The organism is Actinoplanes sp. GCM10030250 (assembly GCF_042666575.1).
In the GTDB taxonomy this organism is placed as follows: domain Bacteria; phylum Actinomycetota; class Actinomycetes; order Mycobacteriales; family Micromonosporaceae; genus Actinoplanes.
Genome location: NZ_JBHTDO010000005.1, coordinates 18,293 through 40,742, shown reverse-complemented (window position 1 = coordinate 40,742; position 22,450 = coordinate 18,293). Strand labels below are relative to the sequence as shown.

At 70.5% G+C, this 22,450-nt stretch carries 17 protein-coding genes; 5 read left to right on the top strand and 12 right to left on the bottom strand.

Annotation, left to right across the window (positions count from 1 at the left end):
* Window positions 1–42: 42 nt before the first annotated feature.
* The 5 genes from ACFQV6_RS09540 to pdhA form a co-directional block, all read right to left on the bottom strand.
* A complete protein-coding gene (locus ACFQV6_RS09540; RefSeq protein ID WP_378027013.1) occupies window positions 43–3,474 on the bottom strand; it encodes a hypothetical protein in 3,432 nt (1,143 codons plus the stop codon).
* 359 nt (window positions 3,475–3,833) lie between these two features.
* Window positions 3,834–3,974 (bottom strand): hypothetical protein, encoded by a 141-nt coding sequence (locus ACFQV6_RS09535; RefSeq protein WP_378027012.1) that lies wholly within the window; start codon window positions 3,972–3,974, stop codon window positions 3,834–3,836.
* A 202-nt stretch (window positions 3,975–4,176) separates the two neighbouring features.
* Window positions 4,177–5,580, bottom strand: coding sequence for a dihydrolipoamide acetyltransferase family protein (locus tag ACFQV6_RS09530; protein WP_378027011.1), 1,404 nt, complete (start codon window positions 5,578–5,580; stop codon window positions 4,177–4,179).
* A 5-nt stretch (window positions 5,581–5,585) separates the two neighbouring features.
* The gene (locus ACFQV6_RS09525; RefSeq protein ID WP_378027010.1) at window positions 5,586–6,572 is read right to left on the bottom strand and encodes an alpha-ketoacid dehydrogenase subunit beta; all 987 of its coding nucleotides are present in this window, start codon (window positions 6,570–6,572) and stop codon (window positions 5,586–5,588) included.
* On the bottom strand, window positions 6,572–7,711 hold the full coding sequence (pdhA, locus tag ACFQV6_RS09520; RefSeq protein WP_378027009.1) for a pyruvate dehydrogenase (acetyl-transferring) E1 component subunit alpha: 1,140 nt from the start codon (window positions 7,709–7,711) through the stop codon (window positions 6,572–6,574). The genes ACFQV6_RS09525 and pdhA overlap by 1 nt, the downstream gene beginning before the upstream one ends.
* Before the next feature lie 1,329 nt (window positions 7,712–9,040).
* On the opposite strand from pdhA, the gene ACFQV6_RS09515 reads away from it, so the two are divergent.
* Entirely contained in the window at window positions 9,041–9,298 is a 258-nt protein-coding gene (locus tag ACFQV6_RS09515; RefSeq protein WP_378027008.1) for a hypothetical protein, read from the top strand.
* 113 nt (window positions 9,299–9,411) lie between these two features.
* Here the strand turns inward: ACFQV6_RS09515 and ACFQV6_RS09510 are convergent, their stop codons facing one another.
* The 3 genes from ACFQV6_RS09510 to ACFQV6_RS09500 all read right to left on the bottom strand — a co-directional run bounded on the left by ACFQV6_RS09510 (window position 9,412) and on the right by ACFQV6_RS09500 (window position 14,228).
* On the bottom strand, window positions 9,412–10,614 hold the full coding sequence (locus ACFQV6_RS09510; RefSeq protein ID WP_378027007.1) for a hypothetical protein: 1,203 nt from the start codon (window positions 10,612–10,614) through the stop codon (window positions 9,412–9,414).
* A 72-nt stretch (window positions 10,615–10,686) separates the two neighbouring features.
* Complete coding sequence (locus ACFQV6_RS09505) at window positions 10,687–12,366, bottom strand: GTPase family protein (RefSeq protein WP_378027006.1); 1,680 nt, start codon at window positions 12,364–12,366, stop codon at window positions 10,687–10,689.
* Window positions 12,363–14,228 carry an ABC transporter gene (locus ACFQV6_RS09500; RefSeq protein ID WP_378027005.1) on the bottom strand — a complete coding sequence of 622 codons (1,866 nt, stop codon included), beginning with the start codon at window positions 14,226–14,228 and terminating at the stop codon, window positions 12,363–12,365. Before ACFQV6_RS09500 ends, ACFQV6_RS09505 begins: the two co-directional genes overlap by 4 nt.
* A gap of 215 nt (window positions 14,229–14,443) precedes the next feature.
* Between ACFQV6_RS09500 and dnaK the strand changes: the two genes are divergently transcribed.
* From dnaK to ACFQV6_RS09480, 4 genes are all read left to right on the top strand, one after another.
* Window positions 14,444–16,312 carry a molecular chaperone DnaK gene (gene dnaK, locus ACFQV6_RS09495; protein ID WP_378027004.1) on the top strand — a complete coding sequence of 623 codons (1,869 nt, stop codon included), beginning with the start codon at window positions 14,444–14,446 and terminating at the stop codon, window positions 16,310–16,312.
* Complete coding sequence (gene grpE / locus ACFQV6_RS09490; RefSeq protein WP_378027003.1) at window positions 16,309–16,923, top strand: nucleotide exchange factor GrpE; 615 nt, start codon at window positions 16,309–16,311, stop codon at window positions 16,921–16,923. Before dnaK ends, grpE begins: the two co-directional genes overlap by 4 nt.
* A gap of 68 nt (window positions 16,924–16,991) precedes the next feature.
* Window positions 16,992–18,188: a molecular chaperone DnaJ gene (dnaJ, locus tag ACFQV6_RS09485; RefSeq protein WP_378027002.1), complete on the top strand. Its 1,197-nt coding sequence runs from the start codon at window positions 16,992–16,994 to the stop codon at window positions 18,186–18,188.
* A gap of 21 nt (window positions 18,189–18,209) precedes the next feature.
* Window positions 18,210–18,668 (top strand): heat shock protein transcriptional repressor HspR, encoded by a 459-nt coding sequence (locus ACFQV6_RS09480; protein ID WP_378027001.1) that lies wholly within the window; start codon window positions 18,210–18,212, stop codon window positions 18,666–18,668.
* 82 nt (window positions 18,669–18,750) lie between these two features.
* Here ACFQV6_RS09480 and ACFQV6_RS09475 read toward each other — a convergent pair whose 3' ends face one another.
* The 4 genes from ACFQV6_RS09475 to ACFQV6_RS09460 form a co-directional block, all read right to left on the bottom strand.
* Window positions 18,751–19,197, bottom strand: coding sequence for a hypothetical protein (locus ACFQV6_RS09475; RefSeq protein WP_378027000.1), 447 nt, complete (start codon window positions 19,195–19,197; stop codon window positions 18,751–18,753).
* 187 nt (window positions 19,198–19,384) lie between these two features.
* A complete protein-coding gene (locus tag ACFQV6_RS09470; protein ID WP_378027235.1) occupies window positions 19,385–20,536 on the bottom strand; it encodes a cation:proton antiporter in 1,152 nt (383 codons plus the stop codon).
* Window positions 20,537–20,601: 65 nt separating this feature from the next.
* The gene (locus ACFQV6_RS09465; protein ID WP_378026999.1) at window positions 20,602–21,099 is read right to left on the bottom strand and encodes a cation:proton antiporter regulatory subunit; all 498 of its coding nucleotides are present in this window, start codon (window positions 21,097–21,099) and stop codon (window positions 20,602–20,604) included.
* A gap of 69 nt (window positions 21,100–21,168) precedes the next feature.
* On the bottom strand, window positions 21,169–22,371 hold the full coding sequence (locus ACFQV6_RS09460) for a sugar efflux transporter (protein ID WP_378026998.1): 1,203 nt from the start codon (window positions 22,369–22,371) through the stop codon (window positions 21,169–21,171).
* Window positions 22,372–22,450 lie beyond the last annotated feature (79 nt).

Sequence of the window (22,450 nt, the reverse complement as noted above, 5' to 3'; positions counted from 1 at the left end):
GGGATTACCTGGGTCTCAGGGGTTCTTCCCCGAGGGCTTCGATCAGGGGTTCGGCTTCAGGCACAGGACCTGGGTGCCGTCACCCTTGGGCACGACGATGTACGGCTGGGTCGCGTCCGCGCACTGCTCCTTGGTGGCCGCGATCGACACCACCTGGTACGTGCCGGACTCGGAGCACGCGGCCACGACGGGAGTGTCGCCGTCACGCTTGACGCACTGGCCCTGAGCCACGTTGAACTCGTCGTCCCCGGAGATCAGGTAGACCAGGCCGAACACGAGGCCGAGCAGCAGCGTGGCGCCGATCACCACGGCCGCGGTGACCGGCAGCGTGCGCACGGTCGCCTTCGCCGGCGGGGGCGAGTCGGTCGTCTTGAACTGGTCGAACTTGCCCTGGTCGTCCGGGCCGGGCCAGCTGGTGGTGTCCTCCGGGCTGGGCGGGGTGACGGTGGCGTGTGCTGCCGGGCTGTTCGGGTAGACGCCGGAGGTGCCCATCCGCGGGTCCGGCTCGCCGGGCATCGGCGGAAGCGCGGGTGCCGGGACATACGGCGAGTTGCCGCGACCCGCGACGTCGGTGGTGTGCTCGTTGTACTGGTCGGGGGCGTTCGCCGGTCCCGCCGGAGCGCCGAACGGGTTGCCGTACTGCCCAGGGGGCTGCGGCTGGCCGAACGGGCTGCCGGGCTGAGCCGGTGACCCGGGAGGTCCGAACGGGCTGCCGGCCTGCGATCCCGGCGTGCCGAACGTGGTGCCGGGCTGGGGCTGGGATGCCGGTGTGCCGAACGTGGTGCCGGGCTGGGCCTGGGATGCCGGTGTGCCGAACGTGGTGCCGGGCTGCGCCGGGGAGCTTGGCGCGCCGAAGGTCGTGCCGGGCTGCGCCGGGGAGCCCGGGGGCGTGTACGGCGAGGGCGGAGTGAACGGGGCGCCGCTGCCCGGGGCGTCCGGCGGAGCGACTCGTGCGCTCGCCGAGGCGCGGGCGGTGGCCCGGGCCGGCGACTGCGGCGCGACACCGGGTGTCTCACCGCCGAGCGCTGCGGCTATCCCGCCGCTCGGCTCCTCGTCCGTGCGGGGACCGAACGGGTTGGCGCCGTCCGGTCGCGGGCCGAACGGGTTGTTCGCCTCGGGACGCTGGCCGAAGGGATTGTTCTCCTCGGGGCGCGCGCCGTAGGTGTCGCTCTCGTCCGGCCGTGCGCCGTAGGTGTTGTTCTCTTCGGGGCGGGCGCCGAACGGGCTGTTGTCGTCCGGGCGGGCGCCGAAGGGGTTGTTGTCGTCCGGGCGCGGCGGGAAGGGGTTGCCCTCCTCGGCGCGCGGGGCGAACGGGTTGGCCTCTTCCTCCCGCTGGGGGGAGGCTGCGGGCGCGCCGTAGGTCCCGGAGCCGGGACGCCGGCCGAGGTTGTGGCCGCCACTCGGCTCGTCGCCGGCCTGCGGGAACGGGCTGTCGTCGCCGCGGGCCGGGAACGCGCTGTCGTCGCCGCGGGCCGGGAACGGGTTGGCGCTGTCCTCGCTGCGAGGGAAGGGGCCCGCGCCGTTGTCATCCGGCTGCGGGAACGGGTTGGCGGTGCTCTCGCCACGCGGGAACGGGCTCGCACCGTCGCCGGGCTGCGAGAACGGGTCGCCGGGCTGCGAGAACGGGTCGCCGGGCTGGGCGAACGGGCCACCGGGCTGCGGGAACGGGGCGCCGGATTGCGGGAACGGGTCGCCGGGCGGCGGGAACGGGATCCTGGCGCGCTTGGGCTGCTCGTCGGCGGGCTGCGAGGAGACCGGGCTGTCGTCGGCGGGGTCGCTCACCGCGGGCGGGGCCGAAGCGGGGCGGCCGTAGACCCGGGCCTGCGGTGCGGCGGCCGGCGGCGGTGGCATCTCGGCGGCGTCGGCCGGGTTGACCCGGATGTTCGGCACCGAGGCGCTTGCGGTGACCGGGCGTGCCGAGCCGACCGCCGGAGGGCGCTCGTTCGGGTCGCGCGGCTGGGGCACTGAGCCGCCGGACGTCGGTGCCGGCGTGGGAAGGCTGCCACCGGTGCTGAGCGCGGCGCCGGGCACCCGCTGCGGGAAGCCGGAGCCGCCGGTCGGCGACTCGACGGCGGCCGCTGCCTCGGGCTCGGCGGGCTGGCCGGAAGACGGGTACGCCGAGGAGCCGAACGACTGCTGGCTGCGAACCGGCAGGTCCAGTCCGGGCGGGGTGCCGGCCGGGTCGGCGTCGGTGGGTGAGCCGGCCGGAGCGCGAAGCGGGAATCCACCGCTCTCACCGCGCCGGGCCGGGAACGTGTCGGTCGCCGGCCGGGGCGCCTCGGGAACCGCGGCCGCGGAACGGCCGGCCTCCTGCTGGAGCCAGCTGTTCTGAGCCGGTCCCGCGGTGAAGCCCGGTTGCGCGGTGAAGCCCGGACTCGCGGTGAAGCCCGGACCCGAAGGCCCGCTGAAGGCCGAGCCCTCGTTGGCGTCCGGGCCGGGCGGGAAGCCGCCGTCGGGCCGGTGGGGCGTGTCCGGCAGGTCGGAGAGTGCGGCGCCCGGTACACGCACCGGCTGGCCGCCGAAGGCGGAGAACGGTGTGCCCTGGCTGCCGCCGAAGTCGTCGGACGGGTTGGTGGCGCCGGGCGTCCTGGTGGGCAGGCCGTTCGAGCCGCCACCCGCGCCCATGCTCGGGTCGAGACCGGGAGCGGGCCGGGCGAACGGGCTGTCCGAGGCCGGTGCCTGCGCCGGCGGAGCGGACTGAGCAAAAGGAGCAGGCGCAGCAGGCTGATCAAAAGAAGCAGCGGGCTGATCAAAAGAAGCAGCGGGCTGAGCGAACGGCGCAGCGGGCTGAGCGAACGGCGCAGCGGGCTCACCGGACGACGAGGGTGCCCACGCGGACTGCGGCGTGTGGGGCGTCTGCGGCTGACCAGCGGCCGGGTCGGGCTCGAAGGGCGAGGCCGGCCGGAACGCGGCGGCCGGCTGAGTGCCGGGAGCCGAACCGTACGGCGAGGCGGAGCCGGAGGCCGCGGGTGCGCCGTAGGGCGAACCGGGCGCACCGGGCGCGGAGAATCCGGGCTGGCCCGCCTGGGCCGGAGGCGCGCCGGGCGCAGAAAACCCGGGCGGGGCCGGCGGCGCAGAAAACCCGGGCGGGGCCGGCGGCGCGGACAATCCGGGCTGGGCCGGAGGCGCACCGTTCCCATAGGGCGAGGCGGAACCCGCGCTGCCGGGGGAGACCGAACCGTACGGTGAGGCCTCCTCACCCTGCGGGGCGCGAGCCGCACCGTACGACGTGCCGCCGGGCGTCGGGCCGGAGCCAAACGTGGAGACGGCGGGGACGACGAATGGCGACCCACCGTTGGGGGTGCTCTGCGGAGGCGGCCCGTACGAGGTGGGTGAACCCTCGGTGCCGGGTGCGGGGGCCGACGCGCGGCCCGAGATTCGCTGACCATCGGGGTCGGGCGGGAAGTTGCCCGACGTGGGTCCGCCCGATGTGGCCTCGGCCGGGTTACCGGCGTGGTGCCCCTCGGACGTCATACGCGCCTCCTCATCGATGCGGCCGTGCCAGCTTTGCACGGACGCGACCCCACCGGCGACCTTCCGCCGAAGGGCCGTGCCAAGCTTTCCGGCCAGGCCGTGCCGGGGTCGGGCGAAATCGCCGCCCAGCCCCTGGTCACCCGCACCGGCCGGCCGCGCCGGATGGGGAACCGTGCCCAACCGTACCGGGCGCGCGCGGCAGCCGGAATCCCGGTGTACGCCCCTGAGGGACGAGCGCCCGATCTTCAGGAGTGGTATTTGACACGAAACGGCCCGCCCGGGTGATCCGGGCGGGCCGTCTGTGCAGGTGTGCCCCGAAGGCGTGTTTCGAAAGAAAGCCGGAGCGGGGCGAGGTCGCCCTAGAAGGGCATGCGACGCTGGGCGAAGATCGCGATCTCGTCGCGCATGGCCTGCGACGGGGCGGAGGTCCAGGCCTGGTTGATGGCCCTGGTCTCGCGGCTGACCATCCGACGCCGGCGGATGCGGTCCATCATGCTCATTGCACTGCTCTTTCCCCCGGCCTGTCACTGGGCCGGCTCTTGACGGGCGTCGCCGGCCCGCTTGTGGCGGTCACCGTCGGCGCACATCCCAGGTGATGATCCAAGTATGCGCCGCCGGTGACACCAGAGCCAAATTATTAAGGGGTGAGCTGGGTCATCTGCCTAACGATCGAAGGTCACCCGATCGTCGAGCCGCTTTTTCTTAAGTCCAGGAGAGAAGTGCCGCCTCCGGGTCCTCCAGGAACGTGCCGATGTCACGCAGGAACCGCGACCCCAGCTCGCCATCGATGATCCGATGGTCGAAGGAGAGCCCCAGCGTGGTCACCTGACGGATTTTGATCTTGTTTTTGTGCACCCACGGCGTCGGCCGGATCGCACCGAACGCCAGGATCGCCGACTCGCCCGGAGGCAGGATCGGGGTGCCGGTGTCGATACCGAAGACGCCCACGTTGGTGATCGACAGCGTGCCGCCGGACATGTCGGCCGGGGAGGTCTTCCCCGACTTCGCGACCCGCACCAGCTCGTTCAGTGCCTCGGCGAGCTCCCGCAGCGAGAGCCGGCCGGCGTCCTTGACGTTCGGGACGATCAGGCCGCGCTCGGTCGCCGCGGCGATGCCGAGGTTCACGTACTCCTTGACGACGATCTCGTTCGTCGCCGCCGACCACGCCGAGTTGACCATCGGGTGGCGCCGCACCGCGAGCAGCACCGCCTTCGCCACCAGCAGCAACGGGGAGACCCGGAGCTCGGTGAACTCGCGCCGCGCCTTCAACTTCTCCAGCGCCCTCATCGAACGGGTCACGTCCACGGTCAGGAACTCCGTGACGTGCGGCGCGGTGAACGCCGACGCGACCATGTTCTCCGCTGTCAGCTTTCGCACACCCTTGACCGGGATGCGCTGCTCACGGGAGGAGTCGAAGACCGCGGCGGCCGGTGCGGGCCGCACCGGTGCGGGCTGCGTGGGCTGCGCCAGTGCCTGCTGTACGTCGTCACGCGTCACCGAACCCAGCGGACCGGTCCCGGTGATCGTGGCGAGGTCGACGCCCAGATCCCGTGCGAGCTTGCGCACCGGCGGCTTGGCGAGGACGGGGCCGGACGGAGCAGCGGCCCTCGGCGGGGCGACAGTGCCCACCGCGGTAGCCGCCGCAGGCGGGGGCGGTGTAGCCGGGGTTGGTGACGCGTCGGCCGTACCGATGCGGGGTCGTCTTTTGGCACTTGCGGTTCTCGGGCCGTAACCGACGAGCACGGCTGTGCGCCCGCCCGGAGCCGGACCACCGATGAGGCCGGCTTGAGTCTCCTCGCCGGAATCACCTGATGCCGCTGATTCGCCTGCGTCTGAGGGAGATGGTGCGGGGCCCGCGCCAGGCTGGGTGTCGATCGAGATGATCGGCTTGCCGACCTCGACCACCGTGCCGGCCTCGTGGAAGATCCTCGTGACGACGCCGCCCCACTTCGCCGGGATCTCGACCGCGGCCTTCGCGGTCTCCACCTCGACGATCGGCTGGTTCAGCTCGATGGTGTCACCGACCTTGACCAGCCAGGCGAGGATTTCGCCCTCGGTGAGACCCTCGCCGAGATCGGGCAGGGTGAACTCCTTGATCCGCGACATCGGCGTCACCAGCCGAAGGAACGGTCGATGGCGTCGAGCACCCGGTCGAGGTCGGGAAGGTACTCCTCCTCCAGGCGCGCTGCCGGGTACGGCGTGTCGTAACCGGTCACCCGCAGCACCGGCGCCTCCAGGGAGTAGAAGCACTCCTCGGTGATCCGCGCGGCGAGCTCGGCGCCCATGCCCAGGTTGCCCGGCGCCTCGTGCACGACAACCGCCCGGCCGGTACGCCGGACCGACTCGAAGATCACCGGATAGTCGACGGGCGAGAGCGTGCGCAGGTCGATGACCTCGAGATTGCGACCGTCCTCGGCGGCGGCCGCGGCAGCGTCCAGCGCCACCCGGACCATCGGGCCGTACGCGAGAAGCGTCGCGTCCGCACCGGGCCGGGCCACTCGCGCCGCGTGCAGCGGGAACGCCCCGCTCAACCCGGTGCCGAGCTCGACCTCGCCCTTCTCCCAGTACCGCCGCTTCGGCTCGAAGAAGACGATCGGGTCGTCGGAGAGAATCGCCTGCTGAATCATCGTGTACGCGTCGGCGGGGTTCGCACAGGTCACGACCTTGAGGCCGGGGGTGTGCGCGAAATACGCCTCGGGCGACTCGGAGTGGTGCTCCACCGCGCCGATGCCACCGCCGTACGGAATGCGGATGACGATCGGCAGGCGCACCTTGCCCTTCGACCGGTAGTGCATCTTGGCCACCTGGGCGACGATCTGGTTGTACGCCGGGAACACGAACCCGTCGAACTGGATCTCGCAGACCGGCCGGTACCCGCGGATGGCCAGGCCGACAGCGGTGCCGATGATGCCGGCCTCGGCCAGCGGGGTGTCGATCACCCGGTCCTCGCCGAAGTCCTTCTGCAGGCCGTCGGTGATCCGGAAGACGCCGCCCAGCTTGCCGACGTCCTCACCCATGATGACGACCTTCGAGTCGTTCTCCAGGGCGCGGCGCAGGCCGTGGTTGAGGGCCTTGCCCAAGCTCATCGTCTCGGCCATCAGTGACCACTCCCCTCGAACGTCGCCTGGTACTCGGTGAAGGCCCGGCGCTGTGCGTCGATCTCCGGGGAGCCGTTCGGATAGACGTCGTCGAAGAGTTTGACCGGTGCCGGGTCAGGCATCGCCAGCACTCGTTCCCGCAGGTCGAGGGCCTGCTTCTTGGCGGCCTCGTCGATCTCGCCGAAGAAGGCGTCGTCGGCCAGCTGCTGCTTGGCGAGGAACGCCTTGAGCCTGCTGATCGGGTCCTTGGCCTTCCACGACTCGACCTCGCTGGCGATCCGGTAGCGCGTCGGGTCGTCCGAGCTGGTGTGCGCACCCATCCGGTACGTGTACGCCTCGATGAGCGTCGGACCCTGGCCGTTGCGGGCGTTGTCCAGCGCCGCCCGGGTCACCGCGTAGGTGGCCAGCACGTCGTTGCCGTCGACCCGGATGCCGGGGAAGCCGTAGCCGCCCGCGCGCTGGTAGAGGGGGACGCGGGTCTGCCGTTCGAGGGGTTCGGAGATCGCATACTGGTTGTTCTGGCAGAAGAAGACGATGGGTGCGTTGAAGACGCCGGACCAGACGAACGACTCGTTGACCTCGCCCTGGCTGGTCGCGCCGTCACCGAAATACGCGATGACCGCCTCACCGTCGGAGCTGCCGGTCTTGCCGTCCATCGTGACGCCCATGGCGTAGCCGGTGGCGTGCAGCGTCTGCGAGCCGATCACGATCGTGTACGTGTTGAACTTGAACTCGTTCGGATCCCAGCCGCCCTGGTCGACGCCGCGGAACAGGCCGAACGGCATGATCGGGTCGATGCCGCGGCAGTAGAGGACGCCGTGCTCGCGGTACGTCGGGAACGCCATGTCCTGCGGGCGCAGCGCCCGGCCGGAGCCGACCTGTGCTGCCTCCTGCCCGAGCAGGCTGGCCCAGATGCCGAGCTCACCCTGCCGCTGCAGAGCGACCGCTTCGGCGTCGAGGCGGCGCACGGTCACCAGGTCCCGGTAGAGGTCCCGGTATTCCTCGTCGGTGAAGTCGACGGAGTAGGTCGTGCCGTCAGGGGTGGTGACGCTGTCGATCCGCTCACCGTCGGGGGCCAGCAGTTGGACGAAGCCGCCTGCCGGAACATCGGTTCCGGCTTCGCTTCCGCCTTTCGCCATCCGTGTTCTCCTGTTTCATCTCTACGCCCGCGGCGGGTGTCTCCCGGCCGCGCGGCTGAACCGCGGGGGTCTGCCGCGCCTGACCCGGGTGGGGCTGCCGCGCGGCGTGCTCCGGCAGATGACGTGCATCTACCGGGGACGGCCCGCCGTGGCCCCGCTGGTTGGCGGAAGGCGACGGCGGCGGTGCCGTCGCTCCCATCCTGACAGAGGGAGTGAGCGCCGTTACAGATCGCGTGGATCACGAAAAGAAGTTTCTGTTGACGCATCGTTAACCATTTTTGTCCGTTTTAATGCTTTTTGTACGCCCACTCCTGCACGAATGGCCCGACGGCGCCGCTGCCGAAATGCCCCATGCGTCGTTCACCCCTTCGACCGAGACGGATCCGGGTTGACGATTTCTCTGGGGGGAGTCGAGCGGTGCCGCACCTGCACGACGACGACGGCTTCACGCCGCCACTCAAGGTGCTCCGCAAACGTCTCAACGGTGTGTACCGGGAGGACCTCGGCTTCTCCGGTCCGACCCGGCGGTACGTGCTGATGGTCGCGCTGCTGGTGGGGCTCGCGTCGGTGCCGACCCTCGCGGTGATCACGACGGGGTCGAAGGAGATGTCGGTGCGGGAAGGGCCGGGTGCGATGGATGCGCCGTTCCTGCCGCCGCCGGCGACCGGGCCGGTGCGGCCCTCACCTTCGGTCTCCCCGTCGGCTCCGCCTCCGGTCTCGCCCGATAATGATCATTCTTTGGGTACGGGCGACGCTGGTGATCGTGTGGATTCCGATTCTTCTGTCTCGTCGTCGGTAACCAGGCCGAAGAAGTCACAGAAGCCATCAAAAGGGACGCACCGTCCGATTGTTCCGGATGTGCTCGCCATTCCTGATCATTTTCGGATTCCGTCGTTGCCTCGTTCCCGGCCTCAGCGTTCCCGGCCGCGTCCTTCCCCGGATCGTGCCCGGCCGCCTTCCGGGTTGCCTGCCGTTCCGGATCTTCCGGTGGTGCCGGAGGAGGATGACATGTCCCGGCCGGATCCGCCGACTGACCTTCCCTCGATTCCCGATCTACCCGAGGTTCCGTCTGACCCATCCGGTTTTGCCCATCCGTCCGATGCGGACGGATGGCGGTCGTGGTCGCGGAGCGGGGATCTCCATGATGGATCTTCGGGACGTTCCGGCGATCTGATCGCCGGTTCCGGCCATGATCCCGACGAGCCGAGGCATCACCGGCGTCGTCCGTGCGAGAACGCCACAGTTCAGGAGTCGGGTTTCCGGCGACGTGGCGATCGTGCTGTCACCACCGCGGTACCCGTTCATCTCCCACCCAGCCGGAGGTCAGCAGTGACCGAACGCCCGTACAACATCCGTGCCGCCCGCATCCTCGAACAGAGCTACTCGGGCACCACGGGCAACATCCGCCGCTCGATGAGCCAGCCGCGGCCGGAGGAGTCCCGCACCTCCAACCGCCCGTACCGTGGCCAGCACCGGGCCGAGCACACGAACCACCCCGACGAGCGCACCGCCGCCCGGCAGCGCAGCTCCCGGGTGGGCCGTCACCACGCCGACTCGGCCGACGAGCACCACTCCAACCACCGCTGACCCACCCGGTCCGGGTTCCCCGGCTGGCCGTGAGTTGCTGCCTCGACGCGATTGAGGCAGCACTGGGAGCCAGCCGCGGGGCGGTCGCAGGGGTGCGGGGGTGCGGGGAGCGATCAGTCGTCGCGGTTGGCTTCGATCCAGGCGTCGATGGCGGCGTTGTCGTTCGGGTCGACGCCCTCGGCGATGAGCTGCGCGACGGCCGCCGTGGCGGGGCTGCGACGCTCGCCGGTCGTGTAGAGCCGGGCGAACTCCGGGATCAGCTCCTCCACCGCGGCCTCGGTCTCGGCCACCGCCGGCTCCGGCAGGGCGCGGCGCCGGATCGCGAACGCCGACCAGGCACGGACCACGCGGGGCAGCATCGCCGCGTCGTCCATGTCGAGGACCGCGCGCCGGTGCACCCAGTCGAGCAGGAACAGCCCGGCGACGGTAGGACTCCACCGCAGCAGGTCGTCGCCGGGCAGGGTGGCGGCGTGGTCGACGAGCAGGCTCAGGCAGAAGTCCAGCGAGGCGCTGTCGGCGGGTGCGGCGGCGACAGCGGTCAACCCGGACTCGGCGGCTTCCGGAGAGGCCAGGAAGTCGCGGAGCAGGTCGGCGGGGTCGGGACCGGCCGGCTCGGTCAGCGGCGGTGTGGTGACGACGGGAAGCAGGGCGAGCCGAGCCCCGGCGAGGGCGCGGTCGGTGGAGAGCGAACCGTCGGCGGGCAGATCACCGAGCTCGTCGGTGATCTGCAGGTGCCGGCCGACCTCGTCGCGGAGCCGGCCCGGGTCCTCACTGCGGAACCAGATCAAGTCGTCACCGTCGCAGATGGTGCGCACCTGGGTGAGCAGCTGCTCGGCCGACGAGGCGACGAAGACGTCCTTGGTGATGCCGATGTTGTGGTCGACGAGAGCCACCACCGCGTGCTCCGGACCGCCGTTCGCGCTGTCCTCATACGCATACGTCACCAGGTAGGACGTCTGGTCGCCGTACACGTCGCCGTACGCATAACAGCCGGTGGGCCGGACCCGCCCCAGCTCGGTGACCCACGACGGTGACTTCGCGTCGTGGCCCACCTGGGCCGCGCCGTCGGCATCCGGCACGAGGGTCGCGAAGACCTCCCGGATGGTCGCGGCGGCGGGTGAGTGCTTCTGGTCGGTAGCGGTCAGGAACCGGCCCACGAAGTCGCGGACCGCCTCCGCGCGATCGTCGGTCGCGATCGAGTACACACTGCCGAGCAGTGCCGCGCCGAGCATCTCGGCGTCCAGGGCACACCCCAGCTTGGTGACGTCACGGGCAGCGTGCAGCACTGCCTCGTACGCAGTCGGGGAAGCAGGCATGCCGCGAGCGTACGCCCGCGGCAGCCACCGGACCTAAGCCGTGTTCAAAAGGGATGGCCGGGTGAAAGATGCTCACTCCGAGCGCACGACACCGAGCGCTTCCCTCGCCTGGGCGTAGGCGTTCAGCACCTCCCGCACCGGGGAGACCACATATCCGCGGCCGACCTCGGTGATCGCCGTTCGCAGGCGCTGCTCGGCACGTCGCCGGGCACGCCGCGCCCCCGCCTCGACGATCGGCTTGAGCAGAAGCCACAGCAGCAGGCCGGCCAGCAGGCCGCCGAGCAGCAGCAGCGTCGGCAGAGGGACGACACCCACTTCGGGGTAGTTGATCTCGGGCAGGCCCAGGACACGCAGCCCGTAACCGAGGATCAGCCAGCCGAGGCCGACGGCGGAGGTGGCGAGCAGGATCCACTGCAGGATCCCGACGGCGCGCCACCAGATCGGCTGGCGTTCCATGCCGAGATCGGTCTGGGCGATGGCGCGGTCGAGCGCGTCCGGCAGGTCGTCGGCGCGGGACCGCGCGGCCGTGTTGATCGCCGGAGCCCAGATGTCGGGCAGCGGCGCGGCGGCGCGGGTGGCCACCGCGCGGACCGAGATGCCCACCGCGGAGCGTTGCGCGGCGTCGGGCGCGGGCACCGAGGTACGGGGGACGACGTCCGTCGACACCGCGTCCGGCTCGGCCTTCTCCGCCAGGTGGAGCCGCCGCAGCGGGTCCGCCCGGAACCGCCGCAGCCCGCGGACCAGCGGCCACCCGGTCGCCGCCGAGGCACGGAGCCGGTAGGAGCCGGCAGTGGCGTCGGCGACCGCCGGCACACCGGCCGAGGCCGCGAGCGACTCCGACAGCTGCCGGACGGTCGACCGGTCCACCTCGTCCTCGGCGGCCGGCGGCCCGATCATGGTGGCCAGTTCCTCGCTGACCGAGTCGAGGTCGACCGAGAGCCGGCGCAGGGCGGCCTGCCGGTCGGCGACCGTCTTCTCCAGCGCGCCGCGCAGGTCACTGAGCATGCCGGGCTGCTTGGCGGAGCTGGCCAGGACCGGAGTGCCGGTGAGGCCGTCTTCCCCCAGGAGCCGAGTGAGGTCGTTCAGAACCACCTCGGTGTCGCCGGGGCTGAGCCGGTCGGCCTGGTTCAGGACCACGATCGTGACGCCGGCGTGCGCGCTGAACTGCGAGACGTAGGCCTGGTGCAGGATCCGGTCGCCGTACTTCTGCGGGTCGACCACCCAGACGATCTGGTCGACCAGGCCGAGCAGCCGGTCCACCTCCAGCCGGTGGGTGCGCTCGACGGAGTCGAAGTCGGGCAGGTCGAGCAGGATCAGCCCGCGCAGCGCCACCTCGTCGTCGCCGTCCAGCGCGCTCTCCCGGACGAACCGCTGCCGTGGCAGCACGCCGACCCAGTCGAGCAGCCGGTTCGCCGGTTCGAGTGGTCCCCAGACGCAGGCGTGCGCGGTGCCGGTGGTGGGCCGGCGCACCCCGACCTGGGAGAGCTTGAACCGGGCGAGGGCGTTGAACAGGCTCGACTTGCCGCTGCCGGTACTACCGGCAAGCGCCACGACGGTGTGCTCGAGGGACAGCGCGAGCCGGTTGCCGGACCGCTCCACCAGCGTGTGCGCGGCCACCAGTTCGCCGTCCGGCAGGTACGGCCCGACCGCTCGCAGGAACCGGGCCAGCGCTTCCAGCCGCCGGGTCAGCTCCTCGGCGTTCACCTCGTCGGTGCCGCCGACATCGGCCGGGCCCTTCTCCACCAGATTCATGACTCCGATCCGGTCAACGCGAGTTCCTTCCGGGCGCTCTCCACCTCGGCGGCGACCTGGCGCATCACTCCGCCGGGTTCGACCTCGAGGCGTACGGTCGCGGTCCGCTCGGTGAACCGGGCGGCCTCCGCTTCGAACAGTTCGTCGACCCGGGCCAGCAGTTCGGTCCGGGCCCGGGTGGCAAGCGTACGGATGGCCTGGTCGCCGAAGACAGCCTCGAGCACCTTCTGCCCGGCGACCACGCTGCCCGCACCCGCGGCGACCTCGAGGCCGGTCGGGATGAACGCGGTGGTGGTGAACACCGCGATCATGACGGCGAGGCCGACGCCGTTCACCGCGTACGCCGCGCCGCGGGCGACCGACCGCTTGTCCGCGGCCTCCCGCCGGACCATCTCCAGCACCCACTGCTGCCAGTCACGAACCAGCCGGTCGGCCCGCTCCTGGAGGTCGGCGGAGGACTTCTGCAGCTCGGGTTCGAGCAGGGCGGCGCCGGCCGGGTGCGACTGCCAGGCCGCATACGCCTGCTCGGCCGCGTCCGATGCCACCCCGCGCAGCAGCGTGACCAGCTGGGACTCCATGGCGACCTGAAGGTTGCGGCCGGGTGCCGGCCGGCCGCTGATCGCCGCGACCAGGCGATCGCGCAGGTGTCCCACCCGGGACTCCAGGCTGCGCAGGAACTCGCCCGTGCCGATGAACTCCTGCCAGCGGGCCAGCACCTCACCGCGGAGCAGCCGGCCGTCCTGCAGGCCCTCGTCGACGGTGTTGTGTGCGGTCCGGTAGGCGGCCTCGGTCCGCTCGTCCAGGTTTCGTGCGGTCTTGATCTGCTCGTCGGCGGCCTCGGCCAGGCCGATGAGCGCCGGGGCGAGTGCGCCGAGTGCGCCGTCCAGCGTCTGCCGGACCACCGCGTCGCGGGCGTTCGAGTCGGCCGCCAGCTTGGCGAACCAGAGCCGCATCGGCCCGACTGCCGAGTCGGGCAGCAGGCCACGGTCGTCCAGCTCGGTCTCGGGCAGCACGAAGAGCGGTGCGGCGCCGAGGTCGTGCGCGGTGAGCATCTCGCCGAGGTGCGCGGCGATCTCAGCGGCGGCGTCGACCGGCACCCGGTCCAGCACCAGGGCGATCACGGTGCCGCGCAGCCGGGCGGTCTTGAGCAGCTCCCACGGGACCGCGTCCGCGTAGCGCGCGGCGGTGGTGACGAAGAGCCAGAGGTCGGCCGCGGCCAGCAGCTGCGCCGCGAGATGGCGGTTGTGGTCCACCACCGAGTCGACGTCGGGCGCGTCCAGCAGGGCCAGGCCCGGCCCGATGGTCGGTGCCGGCACCACCTGCAGAGCGTTCGCGTCGGTGCTCGGCTCACCCGTACGGGTGAGCCCGGGCAGCAGGCCACCGCGGCCGAACCAGGTCAGGTCGTCCGGGTGGGCGACGAGCACCGGTGATCGGGTTGTCGGCCGCAGCACACCGGAGGTGCTCACCGGCGCCTGCACCAGGCTGTTCACCAGGGTGGACTTGCCCGCTCCGGTGGAGCCGCCGACGACCACCAGCAGGGGTGCGTCGAGCCGCGCGAGGCGCGGCAGCAGGTAGTCGTTGACCTGGGCGAGGAGGGCGGCGCCGACCTTGCGGGCCTCTTCCGCTGACGGCAGGACCAACGGGTACGACACTGCGCCGAGCGTCGCCCGTAATCGGCTCAGGGCCGTCGCGAGGCGTCCCAGCGCAGGTGGTACCTCGGGTGCCGGGCTGTTTCCCTGGTTCACCGGACGAGTCCGGTCCGTCCTCGTACGCTCTGATGGGCCACTGGTGTCTTTCTCATCCGGTACGGCGGGGACGGCGGAAAGGGCCGACGGACCGACCGCGTCTCCGTGCGTGGTCACGGGTAAAGCGTGCACGATCTATGCATCCAGGACAACGGGTCCCGGTATGCCGTGACCTGACAGGTATGTAGGTGATTTCCTCGCCACCCTGTCTCACGCACCGACTTGCGCCTCTCGGACTCAACTTCGATTTGACGGCGTGCGGACCCGTGGCATCATTGAGTCGGTTCCACTCAACCCTGTAGAACCCAACCTGTAATGAAGCGAGGAACACCATGGCACGTGCGGTCGGCATCGACCTCGGCACCACGAACTCCTGCGTCAGCGTTCTGGAAGGAGGCGAGCCCACCGTCATCGCCAACGCGGAGGGCTCTCGCACGACGCCGTCGATCGTGGCCTTCGCCCGCAACGGGGAGGTGCTCGTCGGCGAGGTCGCCAAGCGGCAGGCGGTGACGAACCCCGACCGGACCATCCGGTCGGTCAAGCGTGAGGTCGGCACCAACTGGTCGATCGACATCGACGGTAAGAAGTACACCCCGCAGGAGATCTCCGCGCGGGTGCTGATGAAGCTCAAGCGGGACGCCGAGGCGTACCTCGGTGAGCAGATCGCCGACGCGGTCATCACCGTCCCGGCCTACTTCAACGACGCGCAGCGCCAGGCCACCAAGGAGGCCGGCGAGATCGCGGGTCTCAACGTCCTGCGCATCGTCAACGAGCCCACCGCGGCCGCCCTGGCGTACGGGCTGGACAAGGGCTCCAAGGAGCAGACCGTCCTGGTCTTCGACCTCGGCGGCGGCACCTTCGACGTCTCCCTGCTCGAGCTGGGCGACGGCGTCATCGAGGTGAAGTCGACCTCCGGTGACAACCACCTGGGCGGCGACGACTGGGACCAGCGGATCATCGACCACCTGGTCAAGACCTTCCGCGGCGAGCACGGCATCGACCTGTCCCAGGACAAGATGGCCCTGCAGCGTCTGCGTGAGGCCGCGGAGAAGGCGAAGATCGAGCTCTCCGCCGCCACCACCACCAGCATCAACCTGCCCTACATCACGGCCGGCGCGAACGGCCCGCTGCACCTGGACACCACGCTCAGCCGGTCCGAGTTCCAGCGCATGACGCAGGACCTGCTCGACCGCTGCAAGGGCCCGTTCGAGTCCGCGATCAAGGACGCCGACGTCAAGCTCGCCGACATCGACCACGTCATCCTGGTCGGCGGCTCGACCCGGATGCCGGCCGTCACCGAGCTGGTCAACGGCCTGATCGGCCGTGAGCCGAACAAGGGTGTCAACCCGGACGAGGTCGTCGCCGTCGGTGCCGCGCTGCAGGCCGGTGTGCTCAAGGGCGAGGTCAAGGACGTCCTGCTTCTCGATGTGACCCCGCTGTCGCTGGGCATCGAGACCAAGGGCGGCATCATGCACAAGCTGGTGGAGCGCAACACCACCATCCCGGCGCACCGCTCCGAGGTCTACACCACGGCGGACGACAACCAGCCCTCCGTGCTGATCCAGGTCTACCAGGGTGAGCGCGAGATGGCGACGTACAACAAGAAGCTCGGCACCTTCGAGCTCAGCGGCATCGCGCCGGCACCGCGCGGCGTACCGCAGATCGAGGTCTCGTTCGACATCGACGCGAACGGCATCGTGCACGTGTCCGCCAAGGACCTGGGCACGGGCAAGGAGCAGAAGATGACGATCACCGGCGGCTCCGCGCTGCCGAAGGAAGACATCGAGCGCATGATGCGCGACGCCCAGGACCACGCGGACGACGACAAGAAGCGCCGCGAGGACGCCGAGTCCCGCAACCTGGCCGAGCAGCTCCAGTGGCAGACCGAGAAGTTCCTGGCGGAGAGCGGCGACAAGCTCCCCGAGGAGAGCAAGACGAAGATCAACGACGCGCTCGGCGAGCTGCGCGGCGCGCTCGGTGGCACCGACATCGAGAAGATCAAGTCGGCGCACGAGCGGCTGTCGCAGGTCTCCCAGGAGGCCGGTTCGCTGCTCTACTCGCAGGGTGACGCTCCGCAGGCCGGCCCCGGTGACGCCGGTGCCCCCGGCGGCGCGCCCGGTGCGGGCCCCGCTGCCGGCCCGGCCGCCGGCGGTGGCGACGACGTCGTCGACGCCGAGATCGTGGAGGACGACAAGAAGTGAGTGCCAAGGACGACGAGAACGACGGTCCGGCGACCGAGCGGGAAGTCATCCAGGGCGAGATCGATGATGCGACGGCCGAGGAGACTTCCGACGAGGAGAAGCCGGTGAAGCCGGTTGGCGCGCACCGCGCCCCTGACGAGGAGGACGAGGCGGTGGCCGGGGAGAAGGCGGCCCTCGGCGCCGAGTTGGCGGCGCTGCGGACCGATCTCGACGAGCGGACCCACGACCTGCAGCGGGTGACCGCGGAGTATGCGAACTACCGCAAGCGGGTCGACCGCGACCGGGGTGCGGCTGCCGAGGTGACCACGGGCAAGGTCCTCACCGACCTGCTCCCGGTCCTGGACGACATCGACCGGGCCCGTGAGCACGGCGACCTGGTCGGGCCGTTCGCCTCGGTGGCGGAGCAGCTCACCGCGGTGACCGGCAAGCTCGGCCTGGTGGGATTCGGGGAGAAGGGTGACCCGTTCGACCCGAACCTCCACGAGGCGGTCGCGCACCAGACGTCCGCGGACGTCACGGAACCGACCTGCGTCGAGGTGATGCGCCGCGGATACACGCTGGGCGAGCGGTTGCTGCGCCCGGCGATGGTCGCGGTCGCCGACCCGGAGTGACACTCATCCGTCCCGTCCGCCGGTTCGCCGGCGGGCGGGACGCAACCGCAGCCGAGGAGGTGGACTGAATGAGCTCGAAGGACTGGCTCGAGAAGGACTTCTACGCTGTCCTGGGCGTAACCAAGTCCGCCTCACCCGACGAGATCAAGAAGGCGTACCGCAAGCTCGCCAGGGACCTTCACCCCGACCGCAATCCGGACAACAAGGAGGCGGAGGAGAAGTTCAAGGCGGCGTCCGAGGCGTATGACGTGCTGGCCGACGACAAGAAGCGCAAAGAGTACGACGAAATGCGCTCCCTGTTCGGATCCGGCGCGTTCCGCCGCGGTGCGCGTCCCGGCGCCGGCACCCAGTTCGACCCGTCGGACCTGTTCGGCGGGTTCTCCGGTGCGGGCGGTGCGGGTGCCGACCGGCGGTTCGGCGGCAGCGGCTTCTCCGACATCTTCAGCTCGATCTTCTCCGGCGGCGGTGCCGGCGGCCCGGCCGGTCCGGCTCGGCGCGGACCGCAGCGCGGGCGGGACGTCGAGACCGAGGTGACGCTCGACTTCGCCCAGGCGGTTCGCGGAACCACGCTGCCGCTGACCCTGCGCACTCCCGGCGCCTGTGACACCTGCCGGGGTAGCGGTGCCAAGCCCGGCACCACGCCGCGGGCGTGTCAGAAATGCCACGGCACCGGCCTGATCTCCAGCAACCAGGGTTCGTTCAGCTTCTCCGAGCCGTGCCGTGACTGTCAGGGCTCGGGCAGCATCGTCGACGAGAAGTGCCCGGAGTGCCGTGGGTCGGGCGGGGTCACCAAATCCCGGACGATCAACGTGCGCTTCCCGGCCGGTGTTGCCGACGGCCAGCGGATCCGGCTCAGCGGCCGGGGCGAGCCGGGCGACCGGGGCGGTCCCGCCGGCGATCTGTATGTGCAGGTCAAGGTCCGGCCGGACGAGCTGTTCGGGCGCAGTGGCGACGACCTGACGCTGACCGTGCCGATCACCGTCGCGGAAGCCGTCCTCGGTACCGACCTACGGGTCCCGACCCTGGACAGCCCGGTCACGCTGCGGGTGCCGCCGGGCACACCGAGCGGCCGCAAGCTGCGGGCCCGCGGCAAGGGCGTGGTCCGCAAGGAGGGGCAGGCGGGCGACCTGATCGTCACCGTCGAGGTGCAGATCCCGGCCGGGGTGACCGGTGAGGCACGGGACGCGCTGGAGAAGTTCGCGAAGCTCACCCCGCCGCCGTCGCGGGACCGGCTCGACGCGCGTCTGCGCCGGGCCACTGGTTAAGGCCCTCACGGGAGGTGGCACATGTATGAAGAGATCAGCATCTCTGTTGAACAGGCCTCCGACGCGAAGGTTTTGATCATCTCGGTGGCCGCCCGGCTGGCCGGGATGCATCCGCAGACCCTGCGTCAGTACGACCGGCTCGGGCTGGTGCAGCCCGGCCGGGCGGGCGGCGGCGGCCGGCGGTACAGCGAGCGGGACGTGGCACTGCTCCGTGAGGTGCAGCGGCTCAGCCAGGAGGACGGCGTCAACCTCGCCGGCGTCAAGCGGATCATCGGCCTGGAACAGCTGGTCGGCGACCTTCAGCACCGGGTGGCCGAGCTCGAGCAGCAGCTGGACGACGCGCACGCGCGGATCGCCCAGCTCCAGGCCATGACCAACCCGTACGCGGGACGGGATCTGGTGCGGCAGGAGAACCATTCGACAGCCCTCGTCGTCTGGCGTCCCCGCCGTCCACCGGACAGCCGTTCACACGATCGATAGACAGAGACAGATGAGAAACGGCGGCTCCCTGGTGATCAGGGGCCGCCGTTACTACTTGTAGTTATTGAATGGATACCCAGCGTCAGCGTCGGTTGAAGAGACCGAGGCGCCGCGGGTGGCGGACGAGCCCGCCCTCCATCCAGTCGTGGTGATCGAACAGCTCCGGCCGGGTCATCAGGACCCGGCAGTTGTGTGCCCAGATCTGCATCGGCTCGTCGCCGACCTCTTCGGCCCGCTCCACGAACTTCTTCAGCCGGCGCTTGCGCTGCCCGCTCGCGTTCTGCCGCAGGCCGTCGGCTGCATAGATGTACATGCAGTGCTGGGCGAACCGGCGGGCCGGGCACTGCCGGTCCATGGCCAGCTCGAACAGGGTGGGCCCGAGCACGTCACCCGAGATGAGCAGGTCCCAGTCTTTCGGCATGCTGCTCAGGGGGACGGAATCAGGGTTGTATGCCCAGGACTGTAGTTCGTCCGGGCGGGGATCCACGGGGTTGCCGAATCCGAGGAATGTCGCTTCTCGCACGCTCACGCCGCCGCCTCACTCAACCGTTCACAGCGCGCCGCCGACGGCAAGCCGGCGGTGGCAGTGTCGAACGTCCCAATACTCAGAGTCGTCGCCGCGCAACGGTAGCGCGCTGAGTGAGTGGAGGGAAGTGTCAAGGCTTCACATTCAGATACTTGACAGTAACTTTAGGCATTCGTGATGGAGACGCAGGTCACTCCGGGGACGGCACTGGTTTCGCGGCCCGCTGCATGGCCGCCATCCGCCGCCGCACCAGCTCCTTGAACCAGCGGTAATCGGGCAGGCGAGCCAGCATCGGGCCGGTGACAACCGTGATCAACACGTAGGCCGTGGCGAGTGGGGCGAGCCGGGGGTCGACCCCGTACGTGATGGCGAGTCCGGCGATGACGATCGAGAACTCGCCCCGGGGCATCAGGGCCAGACCGGTCCGCAGCCGGCCGGGCAGGGCGATGCCGGCCCGGCGCGCGGCCAGGTAGCCGGTACCCACTTTGGTCAGCATGGTCAGCACGGCCAGGCCGAGGGCGGGCAAGAGGACCGGTGGCATGTCGGCCGGATTGGTGGAGAGCCCGAAGAAGACGAAGAAGACCGCGGCGAACAGATCCCGCAGCGGGGAGAGGATCTGCGTGGCGTGGTGCGCGACCGGGCCGGAGAGTGCGATGCCGACCAGGAACGCGCCGACCGCCTCGGAGACCTTCAGCTCACCGGCCACCCCGGCGATGAACAGCGTCATGCCGAGCACGCTCAGCAGCAGGGCCTCCGGGTCCTTCACCGACATGAAGCGGCTGATCTCACCGCCGTACCGGATCGCCACCACCAGCACCGCGATCACCGTGACCACCGCGACGCCGAGCGTGCTGAGGCCGGGGATCAGGCCACTGCCGGCCAGCACCGCGGTGGCGATCGGCAGGTAGAACGCCATCGCCAGGTCCTCGATCACCAGGACCGAGAGGATCACCGGAGTCTCGCGGTTACCCACCCGGCCGAGGTCGCCGAGCACCTTGGCGATGACGCCGGAGGAGGAGACCCAGGTGATGCCGGCCAGGACCAGTGCCGCCTGCCAGCCCCAGCCGAGGAGAAAGGCGAACGCGGCACCCGGCAGCGCGTTCAGCAGCATGTCGATCAGGCCGGCCGGTGCCGCCGAGCGCAGGTTGTCCACCAGTTCGTCGGCCGAGTACTCCAGGCCCAGCATGACCAGCAGCAGGATCACGCCGATCTGGGCGCCGATGCCGATGAACTCCTCGCTGGCCGAGAGCGGGATGATGCCGCCGCTGCCGAACGCGAGACCGGCCAGCAGGTAGAGCGGGATGGGAGAGAGACCGAAACGGCGGCCCAGCCGACCGAGCATGCCGAGGCCGAACAGCAGCGCGCCGATCTCGATGAGCAGGATCGTCGTGTGGTGTTCCACCGTGCTCAGCCGTCGTCGTCGCCGGCCAGGATGGCGGTGACGCCGTCCAGGCCCTTGCGTGTACCGACGGCCACCACCACGTCGTTCGCCTCGAACCGGAACTCGGGGCCCGGAGAGGCGATCACCTCCCGGTCGCGGAGCACCGCCACGATGGAGGCGCCGGTGCGACTGCGAGTGCGGGTGTCGCCCAGTTTCCGGCCCACGAACGGCGAGCCGGCGGGCAGGGCGATCTGTTCGGTGAGCAGCCCCGCGGCCTGCTGGCGCAGGCCGGCGAGCTGGCCGAGCATCAGGGACGCGCCGAGGACGTCGGCCAGGGCCTCGGCCTCGTCGTCGGTGAGCGGGATCGAGGCGAGGCTGGAGTCGGGGTCGTCCACGTCGTACAGGACCAGGTCGCGGCGGCCGTTGCGGTGCGAGACCACCCCGACCGTACGACCTGAGGAGGTCACCAGGTCATGGCGGACGCCGATTCCCGGCAGCGGAGTCTGTTCCACCCGTACGCGCACGACGCCAACGTTATCCCGCAGGTCATCCGTTCCGTCCCCGAACCCGACGAACGGGTCTGATCGATCGCATTACGCCTGATCAGCGTTGGTTCGATGATCAGGTTCGGCGGGCTCGGGCGTGGCGGCCGGCGGCCGGAAGAACAGCAGCAGGAGCAGGCCGAGCACGCTCAGCACCAGGTTGAGGCCGAACGCCAGGCGGAAGCCGAACTCCTGGGCCACCCCGAAGAGCGGGGCCGCCAGGATCTGCCCGATCGGGAAGGTGTTGGTGAACATCGTCGAGGCCCGGCCGGGGAAGCGGGGGATCATGTCCTGGATGTAGGAGATGCCGAGCCCGGAGGCCGCGGCGATCAGGATGGCGTTGGGCAACTGTGCCGCCGCCAGCATCCACACCGACTGGGCCGAAGCGGCCAAAGCCTGGTAGAGGACACCGCACACGGCGCCGACCAGGATGATGCGGCGCAGCGGCATCCGGGTGGAGAGCGCGCCGAAGCCGAGCATCAGCGGGATCTCCAGCGCCGCACAGAGCCCCAGGATCAGGCCCGCGTCGCCGATCGAGCCGTTCAGTTCGGTGCTCACGAACAGCGGCATGACCTGGACGCTGAGCACCATCGAGGTCTGCATCAGGGTGAAGCCGGCCAGGATCGGGTAGACGACCCGGGGGACCGGGGCCGATACCGGCTCGCCCTCCCGGTGCGCGGCCGGTGCCTCCACCTCCGGCAGCCAGCGGACCACCACCAGGGCCGCGACCAGGTACATCAGCGCCGCGGCGCCGTAGACGTACCGGAAGTCACCCGCTTCGAGCAGGAAGGCGGCAAGCGTCGGGCCACCCACCCAGGCGATCGAGAAGACGGTACGCAGGGTGCTGATCCCCATCGCCGCACGGTTGGGATCCTCGCTTTGCAGCACCTGTCTGGCGTACGCGAAAGACTGTGGGAAGAGTGACCCGGCGATGGCCGTGGCCGTCGCGGTCAGCGCGAGCAGCACCCAGAAATCGCGGACGACAGCGGTGAGACCAGTGCCGGCGCAGCCGGCGAGGGCCGCGACGATCAGCAGCGTGCGCCGCATCGGCCGCCGGTCGGAGATCCGCCCGATCGCCCACGACATCACCACACCGGAGAGCGAGGCGACCATCAGGAAGAGGGTGACCTGAATCGGACTCGCGTCGACAGCGGTGCTGAGGAACAGACCGAGGAACGGCCCGACCACCGCGGTCGCGATGCCGACGGTGAGAAAGACCAGGCCGAGGGGGAGCAATCGCCGCGACAGGGACACGCCTCCCAACGGTACGGGTTCCTGCCAGTTACCTGCTCGAATCGGTGGTGACCGTCACCGTGCAGCGGTGCTCGCCATG